The organism is Alteromonas sp. G5_S2_22_S1 (assembly GCF_054968525.1).
The window spans coordinates 16255-33192 of sequence record NZ_JBQKUJ010000015.1; the positions used below are offsets into that span (position 1 = coordinate 16255).

The 16938-nt window shown below is 44.6% G+C and carries 13 protein-coding genes and 1 pseudogene; 6 read left to right on the forward strand and 8 right to left on the reverse strand.

Features of this window, described 5'->3' with window-relative positions; all coding sequences use genetic code 11:
* The first annotated feature begins 7 nt into the window (after window positions 1-7).
* A complete protein-coding gene (recD, locus tag ACTRWF_RS14960) occupies window positions 8-2203 on the forward strand; it encodes an exodeoxyribonuclease V subunit alpha (protein ID WP_462835782.1) in 2196 nt (731 codons plus the stop codon).
* Between the two features lie 40 nt (window positions 2204-2243).
* Here the strand turns inward: recD and ACTRWF_RS14965 are convergent, their stop codons facing one another.
* Window positions 2244-2651, reverse strand: coding sequence for a hypothetical protein (locus tag ACTRWF_RS14965; protein ID WP_020743772.1), 408 nt, complete (start codon window positions 2649-2651; stop codon window positions 2244-2246).
* Between the two features lie 161 nt (window positions 2652-2812).
* Between ACTRWF_RS14965 and ACTRWF_RS14970 the strand changes: the two genes are divergently transcribed.
* Window positions 2813-3130: a hypothetical protein gene (locus ACTRWF_RS14970; RefSeq protein WP_015067432.1), complete on the forward strand. Its 318-nt coding sequence runs from the start codon at window positions 2813-2815 to the stop codon at window positions 3128-3130.
* Between the two features lie 159 nt (window positions 3131-3289).
* On the opposite strand, the gene ACTRWF_RS14975 is transcribed toward ACTRWF_RS14970, so the two are convergent.
* Window positions 3290-4162, reverse strand: a complete 873-nt coding sequence (locus ACTRWF_RS14975; RefSeq protein ID WP_012519148.1) for an EamA family transporter — start codon at window positions 4160-4162, stop codon at window positions 3290-3292.
* Between the two features lie 579 nt (window positions 4163-4741).
* Between ACTRWF_RS14975 and ACTRWF_RS14980 the strand changes: the two genes are divergently transcribed.
* Window positions 4742-5044 (forward strand): hypothetical protein, encoded by a 303-nt coding sequence (locus ACTRWF_RS14980; RefSeq protein ID WP_012519147.1) that lies wholly within the window; start codon window positions 4742-4744, stop codon window positions 5042-5044.
* Between the two features lie 95 nt (window positions 5045-5139).
* Here the strand turns inward: ACTRWF_RS14980 and ACTRWF_RS14985 are convergent, their stop codons facing one another.
* Window positions 5140-7500, reverse strand: coding sequence for a TonB-dependent receptor domain-containing protein (locus ACTRWF_RS14985; RefSeq protein ID WP_462835783.1), 2361 nt, complete (start codon window positions 7498-7500; stop codon window positions 5140-5142).
* A 162-nt stretch (window positions 7501-7662) separates the two neighbouring features.
* Between ACTRWF_RS14985 and tnpC the strand changes: the two genes are divergently transcribed.
* Window positions 7663-9072, forward strand: a complete 1410-nt coding sequence (tnpC, locus tag ACTRWF_RS14990) for an IS66 family transposase (protein ID WP_015066339.1) — start codon at window positions 7663-7665, stop codon at window positions 9070-9072.
* A 20-nt stretch (window positions 9073-9092) separates the two neighbouring features.
* Here tnpC and ACTRWF_RS14995 read toward each other — a convergent pair.
* The 4 genes and pseudogenes from ACTRWF_RS14995 to ACTRWF_RS15010 form a co-directional block, all read right to left on the reverse strand.
* Window positions 9093-9518: pseudogene (locus tag ACTRWF_RS14995) on the reverse strand (TonB-dependent receptor plug domain-containing protein); the annotation flags it as partial.
* A gap of 710 nt (window positions 9519-10228) precedes the next feature.
* Window positions 10229-11269, reverse strand: a complete 1041-nt coding sequence (locus tag ACTRWF_RS15000) for a methionine synthase (RefSeq protein WP_462835784.1) — start codon at window positions 11267-11269, stop codon at window positions 10229-10231.
* 139 nt (window positions 11270-11408) lie between these two features.
* Window positions 11409-12386, reverse strand: coding sequence for a DUF1852 domain-containing protein (locus ACTRWF_RS15005; protein ID WP_015067428.1), 978 nt, complete (start codon window positions 12384-12386; stop codon window positions 11409-11411).
* Between the two features lie 283 nt (window positions 12387-12669).
* Complete coding sequence (locus ACTRWF_RS15010) at window positions 12670-12933, reverse strand: DUF7218 family protein (RefSeq protein WP_012519143.1); 264 nt, start codon at window positions 12931-12933, stop codon at window positions 12670-12672.
* A 326-nt stretch (window positions 12934-13259) separates the two neighbouring features.
* Between ACTRWF_RS15010 and ACTRWF_RS15015 the strand changes: the two genes are divergently transcribed.
* Window positions 13260-14021 (forward strand): hypothetical protein, encoded by a 762-nt coding sequence (locus ACTRWF_RS15015; RefSeq protein WP_462835785.1) that lies wholly within the window; start codon window positions 13260-13262, stop codon window positions 14019-14021.
* Window positions 14022-14318: 297 nt separating this feature from the next.
* Window positions 14319-15500: a pyridoxal phosphate-dependent aminotransferase gene (locus tag ACTRWF_RS15020; protein ID WP_012519142.1), complete on the forward strand. Its 1182-nt coding sequence runs from the start codon at window positions 14319-14321 to the stop codon at window positions 15498-15500.
* A 224-nt stretch (window positions 15501-15724) separates the two neighbouring features.
* Here ACTRWF_RS15020 and ACTRWF_RS15025 read toward each other — a convergent pair whose 3' ends face one another.
* Window positions 15725-16900: a saccharopine dehydrogenase NADP-binding domain-containing protein gene (locus ACTRWF_RS15025; protein WP_462835786.1), complete on the reverse strand. Its 1176-nt coding sequence runs from the start codon at window positions 16898-16900 to the stop codon at window positions 15725-15727.
* Window positions 16901-16938 lie beyond the last annotated feature (38 nt).

Below are 16938 nucleotides of genomic sequence, written 5' to 3' on the forward strand. Positions count from 1 at the left end.
AGAAGCAATGAATAACAACCAACATTCAGTGTCGTCGTTTTTCGATAACTTATTTGGCATTGAAGCCATCGACAAATTCGTGGCAAAAGAATTTGGCTTTATAGAGGAACTGTCTCAAGAGGACGCGTTTATATGGGCGGGAATATTGGTATACCTGTCGTATATGCAGCGAAATGGACATAGCTGTATCTATTTGAAAGACGTGGCGGGAACCACGCTTTTTAAAGACGCGGTTGCCTTAGAAAATAATGCGTCAGCGTCTTCAGAAAAAAGCAGTGCCAGTGAGCAACATATGGCTCTCACTCAAGTCATGGAGCCTAAGGTACAGCAAAATAAAGAGGAAAAAGCGCCTAAAACAGGCTTTGAGGTACCAGAGTTAACGCCTTTGCTTAAAATAGTGAAAAGCGCCCTTGGCAACGAGCAATTAGCCAAGCTTTTCGTATACGACAATGGCAGACTTTATAGCCGCCGGTACTATGAATTTGAACAAGAAGTGGCGAGAAGCGTAGTAGAACGCGCAGTACTTCACCCTTTAAATGATGACGTAGCCGACAACGTAAAAGCCTTGTGGCCTGCTATATTTCCTACCACCACTACAGACCAACAAGACTGGCAGCAAATAGCGGTAGCCAAAAGTTTGATACAGCGATTTTGCGTAATAAACGGCGGGCCGGGTACAGGTAAAACCTACACCGTGCTGCGTTTATTACTTGCGCTACAGGCCTGCGATGAAGAGCTAAAAATTGTACTGGCAGCCCCTACGGGCAAAGCGCAGCAGCGTATGACTGAGTCTATCATGAATAGCGTAGAAGGGCTTCGCGGTAAGGTAAGCGACACCGCGCTTGATAGTGTGCCTACAGAGGCCGTTACCCTGCATAGGCTGTTAGGACTCAGAGAACATGGCGTTGCGACAAAGTACAATCAACACAACAAACTATCAGCCGACGTACTTATTGTTGATGAAGCCAGTATGGTTGATTTAGCCCTAATGACGCGCATAGTTCGGGCGTTACCTGACCACGCGCGGTTATATTTCATTGGTGATGCTGATCAGCTTCCAGCGGTTGAGCTAGGCAATGTGCTTGAACAGTTAGTTAGCGATGAAACTGCGCTTGATTTTTCTCACGAAAACCCATTAGCCGGTGGTGAAAACAGTAGTAATGAGCGTACACTTGGCGGTGTACCTTCTTCAATGCGACAGCATATTGCCACGCTTTGCCCGCATCTGCCTTTGTTACCTGTAAATGAACAGGCAAAAAGCTACGTGGCAACGTTGCAAGCGCCGCAACGCTTCAAAGGGCAGGTGGCTCGGGTGGCAACGGCAATTCAGCGCGGCGATGCGAACGGTGCGCTTGCTGCTATTGCACAAAAGAATAGTGGCAGTAAGCAAGGCGATAATGCTTCACAGTCGAAAAGCGCTGGTGAAAAAAGCATCAGTACTAATGGCCGCTCACGTTTACAGCCTGGTGTTCACTTATGGCCAGAAAGTCAACTTGGTGGTCGTGAGCTACAGCAGTTAGCGAAAGAGAGCTTCTTACCCCTATTTGAAGCCCAAAGTGCAGAGGAGGCGCTCAACCGCCTTAATTACGTTAGGTGGTTAACCCCTATACGTAAAGGCGCCATGGGGGTGGAAGGTTTGAATAACTTGGTGTTCGATGCCATTAAGCACAAGATCAGGCGACGTGAGGGACACTTCTATCAAGGTCAGCCTATTATGATTGTAAAAAATCATCATCCACAGCGTTTGTCCAACGGCGAGGTAGGCGTAATTTGGCCGGATAGCACGGGCAAATTGTATGCGTGGTTCTACCAGGATACGTATGTCGAAGGACAACAAACAGGCAAGAGCTTGAGCGATAGCTCAAATAACAGTAGCGCGCAAAATTTAGGGCAACAGAAGCAAGCGCTACGCAGCATATCGCTATCAAGAGTACCGCAGTTTGAAACCGTGTATGCCATGACTATTCACAAGTCTCAGGGCTCTGAGTTTAATCACGTTGTGCTTATTTTGCCCAAACCCGAAAGCGAAAAAGCCGCTAACCTGTTTCACCGAGGTTTAGTCTACACAGGGTTAACGCGGGCAAAAGACGGGTGCTTAATTATTTCCGATAGCAATACATTCAGCGGCATGGTGGCAACGGTTGATACACGCTATTCAGGCTTATCTAGCGCAATAAGCCGATGCGCTGAAAAAGTACTCTGACCCCCCAACTCGGGGGAGGGCAGAGTGCTTTTCTTGATGATTATGCTACTGGCGTGAATAGACAAAGGCCGCGCTTGTTGATATCAATTGGCGTATTGCTTATTAAATAGATACGAGTTGGTGATGTAACCCGCAGTATACCGCCTTCTGCTTTTAAAAACTGAGATGGTAGCAGCACGGGTGCTTCGCCGCTTTCGGAGTTAGATGTTTCAACTTTTACGTCAAAGTATGACAAGCCGCCATGATCTAGCCAGCCCAATATATTGTCTGGTGTGGCCACAAAGTTATCGTGCTTCAGAACATTGCTGTGAAGCGTAATATTGGCACCGAAAACGGGTTTAGTTTCAATCGCCATTTGCGTGTTAGGCTTTAAATACAATCGGTATAGCCCGTGTGCTTCGGGCACAATGTCGTCGTTTGCATCTGTATTATTCACTAACGTAAGCATACAAGGTTTCGCATGGTAGTACTGATGGTTTATTGTGGCGGACATAAGGCAATGTTGCGTTGATGTGGATCAAGCAGAGTTGAATGCTGTATTGGGCGGGCGAAAATAGCATGAACCCGCCTTGGAAAGTGGAAATAAAGAAATAAATACTGAGAGTAATAGTGACAGAATCCCAAATTAGCGTGCATTTTCGCTTAACAAAATTAGATGCCATGCAGGCGTATACGCTAAAAAGAGAAATTGAAGGAGCATACTTTGTCAAACACGAAGGTTCTGACATTTTTGTTGGTATGGTGCCTTTGAAAGAAACCTTGTTTGATGAGTTAAATGACTACCTTATTCGCCAACAAATTCATTATGACGCCTGCGATATTCATGTAAAAGCGAAGCGCGCTGACGGTGAGATAACAGTACCAAAAGTAGTCAATAAACTGCTTAAGTATATCGACTGTAAGTTAACTTACGCGTTTTCTGCATAGCACCAACACTATTTACGCGCGCTATCTAGTGTAAACCGCCAAGGCAATTGGGCATAACTATTCCCTGTACGTTTAATATTGCTACCGATATAGATGTTTAACGAAAACGATAGGAATTGAGTTCATAGGGCAGGGCAAAAGCACAGCAGGCTTTTTGCGCTAAGCGAGGGTTTCGACCTGCTTTTGTCTTTGCGTTATAGAACTTCCAGCGGTAGCTATGACCACCAAAGCCACTGCAAACCATTGAGAAAGCGTAAGGCTTTCATCAATAATGATAAACGCTGCTATAGCTGCAACAGCAGGCTCTACGCTCATCATGATACTGAACGTTTGCTTTGGCATATTGCGCATGGCGCTCATTTCTAATGTGTAGGGTATAGCAGATGAAAATATGCCTACGGCACAGCCAATCAACACCGCTTCAGGGGCAAGCAAAGCACTCCCTTGAGTGATTACACCCACAGGTACTACACACATAGCGGCTACCAACATGCCTAAGGTTACCGTAATTCCGCCTGACCCTTCGTTGCCTGTTTTATTGCCAAATACAATGTAGCCTGCCCAAAAAGCGCCTGCCGTAAGCGCCAAAAGCACGCCGAGTGGGTCCAAGCTTTCAGCAGAAGCCCCGCCAATATCAGGAAGTAATAAGCAAACGCCAGCTACGGCTAACAGCGCCCAAGCGAAGTCTCGCTTCTTTCTGGCGCTGAAAAACGCAACAGCCAGTGGGCCTGTGAACTCAAGCGCCACGCCTATACCTAACGGAATTCGCTCAATGGCAAGGTAGAAGATGATATTCATTGCCCCTAAGCAAGCGCCGTAAAAAAAGACGTTTCGCCAACCTTTTGCGCTTAAGCGTGCTCGCCAAGGCCTAAAAATAACAGTCAAAATCAATGCTGCGAAAAAAGCACGTAAAGCACTGGTACCTTCTGGCCCTACAACAGGGAAAAGTTGTTTAGCAAACGATGCACCCGATTGAATGGTTACCATTGCCAAAAGCACGGCAACGATGGCAAGTAAAAAACGTTGATTCACAATGTATTACAGCTTGAAAGAGATAAAGCTGAATTATATTTGTTCTGAAAGTGAAATGCTCGTTGATAAGAGAAAATATTGAAAATTAACGTTAACAACGAGTGCCTACTGACACTAGTTGATTATGTACTCGTATCATTATTTCACATCACTACAATTTGAAATGGGCCATTAGGCTTCGTAGCGTTGGATCGAACCGATCGGGAACCCGTTCAATAGTCATGTGATATTCTGGCACATTCCGCCTAAAAGCAGAGCAATAAGCACTTGGTTGGTGACCGTGTGTATGGGGTGTATTTTAACTATGAAAGGGCATCCGCGATAGATTTCGAACACTATGTTAATGGTAATCACATTGATGTACACATAGGAATAAAATAACGCTTTTCAGCAAATTTGCATTAATCTGCATAAACGTAAATTTGAAAACTAGTTGCTATTGCTCGCATGCTCTATACTAAAATGTAGATTATGGCGTGAAGTCGTCGATATCCATTTAATTTCAATGATTTTAAATACACGAGGTTTGTGTGTAAGTACTAAATAATCAGTTGATGTTTCCTCTTTTAAGGAAAGCAATTGCATACGCTTACTCAATTACATATAGACATCGCTCGAAACGCCACGGACGATTTTAATTTATTTCACGATCCTATGCGTTGGCAGCGCATATCATGTAACCCGTTTCGAGGCACCATCGCGCTGGGGTTTCAACTTGGTCTTTATGTAGAAGCCCAGATAAATCAAAGTGCATCTGCCATTGAGCAAAGACAATATTCAGTTTATGAGTTTACTTTCGTTAACCCGGCGAAAGTAGGGGACGAACTCAATCTAGTAGTAAAACTTATGCCTTTATCAGATATGCTCGATAAAAACAGTTAACCCAGTCGAATTGTTCGGCCAGTTTTCGCTTTATTCAAACAAAAAACCGGCGTAAAAACGCCGGTTTTTTTTCAGGTTACGTACTAAACCGTAAATTACATTTTGTATGCTACGGTTACATAGCCAAAGCGGCCAATGTTGTCGTAGGCGCCGTCGATTTCACCCGTACCCGTTGTACCTGTAGGTAGCGCACGGTTAAACAGGTTATCAATACCCACGGTTAGGCTTACACCATTTTTAAAGTTGTAACCCGCAGTTACATCGGTTACTGCGTATGATGCAAGCTCCATACGGTTACTTGGGTTAGGGTTACGTGCTAGCTCTTGGTTGTCGTAAAGGCTCGCGCGCTCAATGTAGCGCGTTTTCCAGCTTGCTTCCCAATCGCCACGGCTGTAGTTAACCGTGAAGACACCTTGCCAGTCAGACTCACCAGCAGTGCCGGCGTTTTGATAAAATAGCTCTGGGTTGTCCTGGAATGGGAATTCTTTACGGTCTTTAAGGTAAGTTGCAATTAGGCTTGTACGGAATGCACCTTCAAGTGCATCGAAGTCGTAGCCTAGCTCGAAATCTACACCTTTTGCTTCTTGACCCGCAATGTTCAATGCGTAGCTGCGAATTTGCGTAATTTCGCCGGTTTCTGAATCACGGTCGATTAGGCCGCAGTAAGGGTTATTGATGCCCGTTTCAGAGTCTACGCAGCGATCAAGGATCGTTTGACCGTCAATATTAGTAATTGCGTCGGTAAGTTCAATTTCCCAGTAGTCGACTGTTGCAGTGAAGCCTTCAAACCAAGCAGGTGTGTAAACCAAACCTAGGGTTTTAGAGATAGACTGTTCTGCCTGAAGGTCGATGTTACCGCCGTTTACGCCTTCCAGCGTTGCCGAGTCATAGTCAGAATTAAAATCTGCAGGAACGCCTAACGCTGCGCAGTTTGCAATGCGCTGGTCGGCATTAGCAAGGTCTTCTAGCTCGTCTGTACGACAAGGGTCGCTGACGCTAAAGAACGTTTGGCTTGCTTCACCGTAAAGTTCGCTGATGTTCGGTGCACGAAGGGCCGATGACTTAGTCGCTCTAACACGCAAGTCTTCGAAAACTTGCCAATCTAGACCAAGTTTCCAGCTTTTCGCGTTGCCAATAGATGAGTAATTAGCAATACGGGCAGCGGTGTCGAAGGTTAGCATATCCACGCCCGGTAAGCCTTCAAGAAGCGGAACCGTTACTTCGGTAAATACTTCAGAGACATCGTACTCACCCTTGTCTTCGCCTAGTGCATTGAAAAACGTACCTGCTGCGTTGTCTGGCTCTTCAATTGCGCTTTTTTCTTTGCGGTATTCTACACCTGCGGCAAAACCTACGTAGCCCGCTGGCAACTCGTAAATACCAGAGTTAGCAATCGTTGCGCCCGCATTGTATTGCTCGATTTTGCTTGTACCCACAGAGGTGGTATTCACATAGTCAATTGCGTCTTGTGAAGGCTGTCCGTAACCCATGATGTTAAGCGGCACACAGCCATCTTCGCTGCCTGATGCACAAACAATGTTGCCATTGTCATCTTCAATAGCGTCTATTGCATTATAGAAGTTCTGAAGAATAAGGTTGTTGCGGTTCTCACGCTCTAGCTCAGTTTTACCGTAGTTTACGAACGCCTCGTAGTTCCACTCATCATTGATGTAACCTTCTACACCTAAAACGTAGCGATAAGTTTCGCGTTCATCAGCTTCAGTTCGGCGACCTAGGTCGGTCATCATGCGGTTTAGCTCGATGCTTTCAAGGCCGTTTGCGTCCATGTACTCAGCAACGCTGTCGTCTAAAAATGCGTTGTTGCGTGTGATAGTTGTTTCATCGCTATAGAAGAAAAACGCTGGCTGTGCCATTGAGATAGCGCGCGTGCGGGCGTATTTTGCCTGTGCGTAAACCGTAGTATCGTCGTTAAGTTCGTAGTTACCTTTAACGTTTAGGTTAGTACGATCAAACTCAGGCTGTAACTGCGTGAACTGACGAAGGTTGAAAAGGTCACAGTTAGCGCAGAAAACGCCATCTACCTGATCGCCAATATAGATGTCTTTAATTGAGCCGTCAGCGTTAAAGGTTTTTGTTCCGCCGCCAAATACACCTGCGTTATTTAGTACGTAGTAACCTGCATTAGGCGTGTAGAAGTTGTCAGGGAACGCCGTTGAATTAAGCTGGTCTTCCTCGCGCTCATAACCCATGATGCTTTCGAAGCTCATGTTGCGGTACGCCGTAGCAGTCCACGGGTTGTCTAAGGCATCTAGCGATTCTTGTGAGCTATATTCAGCTGCGAAGGCGATGTTACCGCGGTCGTTGTCAAAGTTAAAACCGTAAGACGCTTGGTACTTATCGTTTTTGTAGCCGTTTTCCTGCGCGAAACCTTGCGTTGCGCTAATGTCGAACCCTTCAATATTCTTTTTAAGAATGAAGTTAACCACACCGGTCACCGCGTCGGCACCGTATACAGCAGATGCGCCGCCAGTTACGATTTCTACACGCTCAATCCATGGTAACCGTTCACCAGGACCCTATTGACAGCTAAAAATATTTATTTTTAACGATCGTGAGGATCCTATTGATTGATCCCGCCAGTCTGTCAGAGTGGTTTCATGCCACGTAAAAAGCAGCCCACAAAGCCACCCGTCGCCACTAATCTCGATGATGCCAATGAGCTCATTGGTGCATTGTGGGATAGGCTTAATGACCTCGAAGACCGACTGAATCAGAACAGTCGTAATTCATCGCTCCCGCCATCTTCTAATGGTCCGAGTGTAGCTTCATCTGCGCCAGCTAAAAAGCCGACGGGCCGTAAGCGCGGTGCGCAATCCGGCCATAAAGGTAGTAAGCGGATGCTGGCCGATACCGTTGATGAGACGCGCACCTATTATCCCGACGATACTTGTGCTTGCGGTGGTGACATTGCTATCAATGATTCCCCTTATCGTCGGCATCAGGTATTTGATATTCCCAGCCAGGCATTCTCTGTAGTCGAACATCAGTTGCATCAGGGCCATTGTTGTCAGTGCAGTAAAACGGTAAAAGCCACACTACCCGACAACGTGAATCAAGGGCAGATGGGCAATAACCTGCTGGCGTATGTGGCGATGCAGTCGGGTCAGTTTCACCAGAGTATCAGTAAAATACAGCAACAGCTTGAACAGAACTTCGGTTTATCGTTCAGTCGCGGTGCTATCTCCGAAGCACAAGGCCGCGTCAGTGCGGTGCTGACGCCTGCCTATCAAGATATTAAAGAGACTATGCATAATGAGGCAGTGGTTCATTGTGATGAAACCCGTCATCAGCGGGGCAAAGAAAACCGCTGGATGTGGCAAATATGCACAGATGAATTGTCTTGCTTTATGACACACTACTCTCGCGGAGCCTGGGCAGCGAAGAAATTACTGGGCGATAATCCAGAAAACATTGTTGTGACTGACCAGTATGCCGGTTATCACTATATTGATGCTGACCATCGTCAACTATGTTGGGCGCATATCTTAAGAAATATGAATGCGCTGGCGGAAAGCTGGGGCACGAATAAAATCTACGGTACAGTATTGGTCAGGCTCATCCGCCTGTTGTTCCGGCTGCAACACCGGTATGAAAGTAACAAGCTAAGTGAAAAGCGATACCGGGACCGAATGGAAAAGCTACGCATCGCATGGCGACAACAACTCGAACTGGCATCAAGACGTTGTGTGACTCCCCGGTATCAGAACCGGTGTAAACTGCTGCTGAAACACGATGATATGTGCTGGGTATTCCTCAAGAATGAAGGCGTGCCCCTGACCAATAATGAAGCAGAACGCTCATTGCGTAGCTATGTACTGTGGCGAAAAGGCAGCTATGGCGTGTGGTCACATCGGGGCGAACTGTTCAGACAGCGCATCCTGACCATTGTTGAAACCTGCCGAAAACAAAAGTTGAATCCTCTGAAATGGATCCGGGCAATACTTGCTGCGACGCTGAATAAAACCACCTATCCTCTGCTCAAAGACTTTAAAGTTGCCTGTCAATAGGGCCCTGGTGAACGGTTACCAATCCATGTAGTTGGAATGGTATTCGTATCAACGGCAGCTGTGCCTGCTGATGAAGACACATGACGCTTACCGTCAACCAATACAAGTGTGCGGTCTGTACCCATGCCGCGAAGATCCAGGATGTTTAGACCTGCAGTACCAATGAATTGCCCTGAGTTACCTAGCGAGAACGTATTTGCTAATGACGGCAGTTCGTTTAGAACCTCACCAATGTTCATCGCGCCTGAGTTAAGCAGTGACTCGCCAGAAATTGCGGTTACTGGTGAAGGTGCAATTGCGCCCTGACGAGAAATACGTGAACCGGTAACTTGAATTTTTTCAACATCGGCGCTTTCTGTCGCAGCGTCTTGAGCGATAACGTTAGCAGACGTTAATGCCACGCTTCCTGCCAGCGCTAACTGAACAGCAGTTGCTACTTTTTTCATGGTTTGTTCCTAGTGAATTTTATTTACATGCTTGTTGTTTGGTAAATGCCCCCCTTTTTTAGGCAAGGGCTGTCCAAAATGCATTACGTAAATTTTTTACTTATGTTTAGGTGGGCGCGCATTTTAGTGAGCTGAATTAGCCCAAATCAATTTTTTGCGATGAATAAAAGAAGTAAGCCTTACCTTTTAACGTACTGTTAAAGTATTTATAAATAGTAGTTTTTAGTTATATTTCTTGGCGTTGTTTTAAAACTATACGAGCATTGTTTTAATGTTGGCCAGGCGGTCAATTTTTATCTCTATTGCGCTTATTTTATGCAGGGTTGATTCATTTTGATAAAGTATCGTCAATGGGTTTTTGCAATGTTTTTAGAAAGCATTAGTACAAGTAGTTTAATAATAAAGCACCATGTAATTTGTTTCGCAGTTTAACTTAATTATTTGTTCATTCACCTCTCTGCTTTAAATTGTTAACCGGTTTGTTAAAAATATTTTGTTTTTGCGGTTGGGAGGTGCTGTATTTTCGCTCTAAATTAAATAAAGAAAAATAGAATTAGTGTATTTTTTAAACCTTTATTCTGCTGTGCGTCACAACTAAATAAATGCCCACGTAAAGTGGGCAAGTTGCGTAAATAATAAATGAGTCTCAGCAAGCAGCTTAAGCAAGACGCGTGTTAGGCATATTTATCGTCTATTTATCGTCTATTAGATTAGGCACTTAGCTTTTGCGCTAATTCTTGCCTTACTATTTCAGCACCAGCGCTAAGCGCTTCAAGCTTACCTTTTGCGACAGAACGGGGCAGTGGCGCCATACCGCAGTTAGTACAAGGGTAAAGCTTATCGGCATCCACGTATTTAAGGGCTTCACGTAATGTAGCGGCGACTTCTTCTGGCGTTTCTATTGTGTTGGTGGCTACATCAATAGCGCCAACCATCACCTTTTTGCCCTTGAGCAATGAAATAAGCTCAATAGGCACGTGGGAGTTATGGCATTCTAACGACACCATATCGATATTCGACTTTGCAAGTTTTGGGAAGCTTTCTTCGTATTGACGCCACTCAGCGCCCAGCGTCTTTTTCCAATCTGTATTGGCCTTAATGCCATATCCATAGCAAATATGAACTGCGGTTTCACATTTTAGCCCTTCAATGGCGTGCTCAAGGGCGGCTATACCCCATTCATTTACTTCGTCGAAAAACACGTTAAACGAAGGTTCGTCGAACTGGATTATATTTACACCCACAGCCTCTAGCTCTTTCGCCTCTTGGTTTAGAATTTTTGCAAATTCCCACGCGAGCTTTTCGCGGCTTTTGTAGTGGTCGTCATACAAGGTATCAACCATAGTCATAGGGCCAGGTAGCGCCCACTTAATTGGCTGGTCGGTTTGGCTTCTAAGAAACTTAGCATGTTCTACAAACACCGATTTTGGCCGTGTGACCGCTTGTGTTACAACCGGTACGCTCGCATCATAGCGGTTTCTAATTCTTACCGTTTTTCGGCTCTCAAAATCAACACCGTCAAGATGCTCTATAAAGGTGGTTACAAAGTGTTGACGGGTTTGCTCACCGTCACAAACAATATCAATGCCCGACGTAGTTTGCTCTTGTAGCGTAACGCGTAAGGCGTCTTTTTTGCCTTCTTCAAGTGCTTCACCTTCTAATTTCCACGGCGACCATAGGGTCTCGGGCTGTGCGAGCCATGAAGGCTTTGGAAGACTGCCTGATATAGATGTTGGTAGTAGCTTTTTCATGTGATTTATTTTCTTTTAGTCGACAATTTGTATTAGTGCATCTGGGGCGAACCGTGCCGCCCCATCAAAATTTGATGGTTCAAACTGAACGCGTTGAACATTGCAATTCGTAAGTTGCGAATTGCCATTGTCAGAGAATTTATCTGGCGTAACTTGCCGTAAATTGCTCCAGCTTGTGCTGATAGGGCTTTAAAAAGTTCTCTTCAACAAATTTACCCTGTTCTACAGCTAACTGAGAACGTTCTTCGCGGTCGTAGACGATGCGTGTTAGCGAGTGATCGCTGTTTTTTAAGTTAGGCTTATAGTAAAGGCCTGCTTGCGCATTCGCGTTGTAAATCTCAGGGCGATAGATTTTCTGAAACGTTTCCATCGTCGCGATAGTGCTAATAAGCTCTAAGTTGGTGTAATCGTTTAACAAGTCACCAAAGAAATAAAATGCAAAAGGAGCTGCACTGTTAGGCGGCATAAAGTAACGCACATTTAAGCCCATTTTTTTAAAGTACTGTTCCGTTAGCGACGACTCATTAGGCTGATATTCAAACCCCAATACAGGGTGCTGGTTTTCGGTTCTACGGTAGGTTTTGTTGTCTGAAACGCTTAAGCAAATAACTGGCAGCTTAGAAAAGTGTGCTTTATACGCGTCAGAATTCACGAAGTATTTAAATAGCTTACCGTGTAGGTCGCCGAAATCGTTAGGCACACTGAACGAAGACTGGCCGCGGTTGTGATTAGACAGGCGTACGCTGAAGTCATAGTCACGAACATAGGAAGAAAAGTTGTTACCGACAATACCTTGTGTGCGCTTGCCGGTCTCGGTGTCAATAATGTTGGTTTGCAATATTTCGATAGTAGGAAAGGTGTTGCCATTACCTTCTACATCAATATCTACAGATATAATTTCCAGTTCAACAGAATACCGATCGCCACTTAAATTATCCCAGCTAGCTAATGCATTGAAGCGATTATTAATCATGCTTAGGGCGTCCCGTAGGTTCTCCTTACGGCGCTCTCCGCGGGCTAGGTTTGCAAAGTTAGTGGTAATACGCGTGTTATCTGAAGGGCGATAATCTTCATTAAACTTAACGCTGTTAATGGTAAATGAAAAATCAGTGTTCACGTTTTTGTTCATGAGAATGCGCTTCTATTCCTAAAGTTAAACTGAGTATCGTCAATGCTGTAAAAGCAATGAGTACGTTATACGCTGTTTTATTTATGAATAAAAATGACTTAATTTCATTTTTGCATGAACGAATTTCATGAGTTTGTTGAGGCGATGGGGCATTTCCCTAAGCTCAGCAATTTAAACAATAATGCACCAGGCAGAGGTTGTTCTTCGCTAAGCTATCAGGAAGCTATAATTCCTGCGTGCGGCCTTCGCTGGAAATGTTGTGCTAAGCGCATCAATGATTGCGCAGTGCATCGATTAACTCGTCTTTGCTCATCGTAGAGCGACCTTCGATACCTACTTCTTTGGCTTTTTGATACAGCTCATCTTTGGTGCGTTCTTCGTATTTATTGGCTTTACCACCATCTTTAGACGGCGTTTGCTGACTATTTGCCTGTGCATTAGCGATACGTGCAGACTTTTCTTTACTGTAGCCCTCGTCACGAAGTGCCTCATACGTGTCATCGTTCTTAATTTGATTACCGTGATCCTTAGCCATTTTGAAACTCCTGTTTAGTGATTACAATATTGCTTTTTACTTAAGTTGTAATATTAAAGTTTAAAGAATTATGAGGAGGTCATTCTGATAAATACAATTCTTTCCATGCTGTATCCATCTGTATCTTAAATGATTACTGTTTTACTTTTCTGCCTCGTAAAATTTAAAAATGCCGTAGTTTGTAGTGTTTTTGGAGTGTCGATAAAATTTACAAACCTCCAGAATGAAATTATAACCTCATGAAAAGTATGAAAATAAAATGTGGATTAGAATTTGCTTATGTCCCGGAGCAATTAAGCTATTAGAATTAAAAAAAAGGAATTAAAATGTATTTTAGAAATGTATGCCTTTCATTAGCGCTCATAGGGTTAGCATCGTCAGCATCGGCTGGTTTGATTATTGAAACCGATGCTCAAAACAGAACGATAATTAGCTGGACTGGAAGTTGTTCTGATTGTTTAGGCACAAAGGGTGACAATAGTTTTTCAGATCCAATAGATGTATCAGGTAACATTGTTGTAGATGGCTTCACTGATGGCCAAGACTTTCGTTTTAATTCGTCTAACCTCTATTCATTTCAATACGATGGCCCATCAAATCACGTAGACAATTTGATCATATATAACGCGGGGTATTCCTCTGACGATGCTTGGATAGATAACTCTGACGCAATATTTAGTGACATTGAACGCACTGAGTTTCTTGCAACAGTAACTGGTACGGTTCCACCAGAGGGCTATTATGCTGAATTTGGCGAAAACTTGACCGTATCGGGTAAAATTACAGGTAATTTAGAAAGTTATTTCTTATCAATATCTTTCGATACTTACGTTCCTGTAAACCCGTTGACAGGCGAATATATTAAAATGAGTACATTAGTCAACACAGGTGAAGAAGCTCTTCTTACGTTGATTAAGTTTGATTTAGAGTTTTTCGATGATGGAACTTGGTATATCAGGGCTAATGACGAGGCTTATGATATCGGCCGAAACGCACAACTTTCAATTGCCCAGGTTTCTGAGCCTGCATCTTTTGGCATTCTTATGCTATCTGCCGCGGCTTTTTTGCGTCTAAGACGTAGTAAGTAAAGTCAATAACTGAACTATTTTAGATACTATCTAGATAAAGCGTGTTGGTACACGCTTTATCTTTTATCACTCCTCCCTCAAAAAATGTCATTCATCGCAAACAGTAAACTGGTTCCGAGAACACTGCACCGTTATGTACCGGCTTAACACGTTAAAACTTCTTATGTTGTCAATTTTAGTGCGTTTCATGCACGCAAAAAGTGCATTTGGCTCAATGGGTTAGGTGTTTTCCGCTATTGCGCACCCAAAATTAAGCCTTTAGTCTAAAGAGAATCTAGATGGAAGGCAGAGCGAAATATGAATAAAAACGTACAACAAACCTCGGTGAATTCTTCACGTCGTAATTGGTTAAAATCAGTGGGCTTAGGAGCAGGTGCGGTAGCGCTAACGACGAGTGTCGACAGTATTATGGGCGACCTACGAGCGGCCGGTATGCCAACCGAACACTTTCCATCTGCAACCCCTAATGTAAATGACGGTCTTGTTCGTTTATCGTCGAATGAAAATGCGTTTGGCCCGTCTAAAAAAGCGGCAAAAGCCATGCAAAGTGAGCTTTTGAATCTTGCTCGCTATACCGATGCTACGGTTGAAGTGTTAGCGCAGAAAATTGCCAAACAAGAGGGTGTCTCTGCCGATCAAATCGTTATCACGAACGGTTCTTCACCTATATTATTTGGTTATGCCGACTGGATCACGAAAAACGGTAATAAGCTGGTAACGTCTATGGCCACTTACGAAGGTGTACCGCGAGGCGCTGAATTTATGGGCGCCGATGTTACTTACGTACCCCTTGCTGCCGATATGACTTTCGATTTAGATGCAATTGAAGCAGCGGTAACAGAAGATACCACTGCGGTTTACGTGTGCAACCCGAACAACCCGACGGGTAGCGTGGTAGATGCAGCCAAACTTACCGCTTTTGCAAAACGCGTGTCGAAAAAAGCACAGGTATTTATTGATGAAGCCTACATTGAGATGTCTGATGCTTACCCGGCTAATGTGCAGTCGAAGCTAGTCGCAGAGGGACACAACGTAGTAATTTGCCGTACGTTTTCGAAAATTCACGCCATGGCAGGCCAGCGCTTAGGTTATGCCATAATGCCGTCTGAGCAAGCTAAAACCATGGGCGGTATGTTGCGAATGGGCGGTGTGAACTACTTGGCACTCGTGGCAGGTATGGCAAGTATGGACGACCATGCAAACCTAAATACCATGCGTTCACGGATTAAAACCGAGCGTGACAAATTAGTAAACGTAGCTAAAGAATTGAAGCAGCCTTATGCGCCGAACCCACAAGGTAATTTCATTTACATGGATACGGGCATGCCGCACGATAAATTCGCGGAAAAAATGAAAGCCCAAGGCATAAAGGTTGTAGGGCGCACATGGCCCGGTTATGACTCATGGTCGCGCATCAGCGTAGGCACGCCCGCAGAAACAGATGCTTGCGTTAAAGCATTAAAAGCAGTACTTGCTTAAAAAAAATAATAACACCTAGCGCAGAAAAAAGGCTGAGCACAAATTGTGTTCAGCCTTTTTCATATCACCAAATCGCTAACTAACACAGCTTTTCGAATTATAGCATCGCGCTTATCACACGAATAAAGCGCTATCTCTAGCGGTTATGCAGTTACCAAGATTTTATTCAACAGTTTTTCCAAACTTGAGCTTGCCGCCGCTACTTTTGATTTTGTTCTTAAACCTTATTTCTCGATAGCAAAGGTTAAGCCCGCTTTTTCTTCCAAGCGGCTAATTAGCTTATCGCCAAAGGCTGCCGCTGGTGTAAAAAAGCCGCCTTGCAGGTTAACGTCTTTACACAAGCAAAGGGCCGATTCTGAAATCATCTTGCTGGTAGAGCCATAGCCTGGGTCTTTGTCGCCTTTTACCGATATCGCAAGCATATCGCCATTGGTGGCTGTGCCCACAAACATTACATCGTAAAATCCGTTTTCACGCTCTTCTTTGCTTGGACCTTCACCAGGTTTAGGGCCATCATCGCTGGCAAGCGACTTATCTTTTGCTACGTGATTCGCCATGGCTTCGCCTTTCTCGCCAGGCCCCGTCATCATCATTTCATCGTACTGGAAGTTTTTACCGTAAGCGTATTCTGCTAGGTAGTTAGAGCGGTGAACGTTCTTAGTATTGATAGCCGCCATAATAAATGGCGCAACCCATGTACCTAATTGTTCATCGAAATAAGGCTTGTTGCCGTCTGGCTGTGGCTGATTTGAAGCGCCGTCGGTTAACGAATGCGGGTTAACAAGCGCCGCCATTACCGACTTATCTTTGTGCGCTGCCGCCATGGTCGCTTTTAAGCTGGCAGCCGTGCCACCAGAGAAGGTTCCCTGCATCTTGCGAACGCGACCTTTAACGTATTCAATCACCTCGCCAGTTTGCAGTTTCGCGTGTTCTTGCAAGTAAAAAACACCTAGGTCAAACGGTACAGAATCGAAGCCGCAAGAGAACACAATGTTTGCGCCTGTTTCTTTCGCTTTCGCTTCATATTTATTGATCATTTGGTGCATCCACGCTGGCTCACCGCATAAGTCTGTATAGCCTGTGCCATTGTCTACACACGCAGAAAGTAATTTTTCGCCATAAATTTGATACGGGCCAACAGTGGTAAGTACCACCGCTGTGCGCTTGGTCATGGCATCAAGTGCTTCAGCGTCGTCGCCGTCTGCTACAATGCTAGCAACGCTATCGCTAATGCCTAATTCTTGTTTTACGTTGTTAAGCTTGGCTTCGTTACGACCTGCCACTGCCCATTTCACACTGCTGTCGCTACCATACTGAGCTTGAAAGTACTCCGCCACTAACTGGCCTGTAAAACCTGTAGCACCAAAAATAACTACATCAAATTCGCGTTCGTTACTCATTGTTTTATCCTGTTTTATTTCGCTTCGGCACTTCTCGC

What these genes read in the sequence shown, in the direction of transcription:
- recD (WP_462835782.1), top strand. Translation starts at nt 8, where the DNA reads ATGAATAACAACCAACATTCAGTGTCGTCGTTTTTCGATAACTTATTT.
- ACTRWF_RS14965 (WP_020743772.1), bottom strand. Translation starts at nt 2,651, where the DNA reads ATGCTTACGTTAGTGAATAATACAGATGCAAACGACGACATTGTGCCC.
- tnpC (WP_015066339.1), top strand. Translation starts at nt 7,663, where the DNA reads ATGCCACGTAAAAAGCAGCCCACAAAGCCACCCGTCGCCACTAATCTC.
- ACTRWF_RS15000 (WP_462835784.1), bottom strand. Translation starts at nt 11,269, where the DNA reads ATGAAAAAGCTACTACCAACATCTATATCAGGCAGTCTTCCAAAGCCT.
- ACTRWF_RS15010 (WP_012519143.1), bottom strand. Translation starts at nt 12,933, where the DNA reads ATGGCTAAGGATCACGGTAATCAAATTAAGAACGATGACACGTATGAG.
- ACTRWF_RS15015 (WP_462835785.1), top strand. Translation starts at nt 13,260, where the DNA reads ATGTATTTTAGAAATGTATGCCTTTCATTAGCGCTCATAGGGTTAGCA.
- ACTRWF_RS15020 (WP_012519142.1), top strand. Translation starts at nt 14,319, where the DNA reads ATGAATAAAAACGTACAACAAACCTCGGTGAATTCTTCACGTCGTAAT.
- ACTRWF_RS15025 (WP_462835786.1), bottom strand. Translation starts at nt 16,900, where the DNA reads ATGAGTAACGAACGCGAATTTGATGTAGTTATTTTTGGTGCTACAGGT.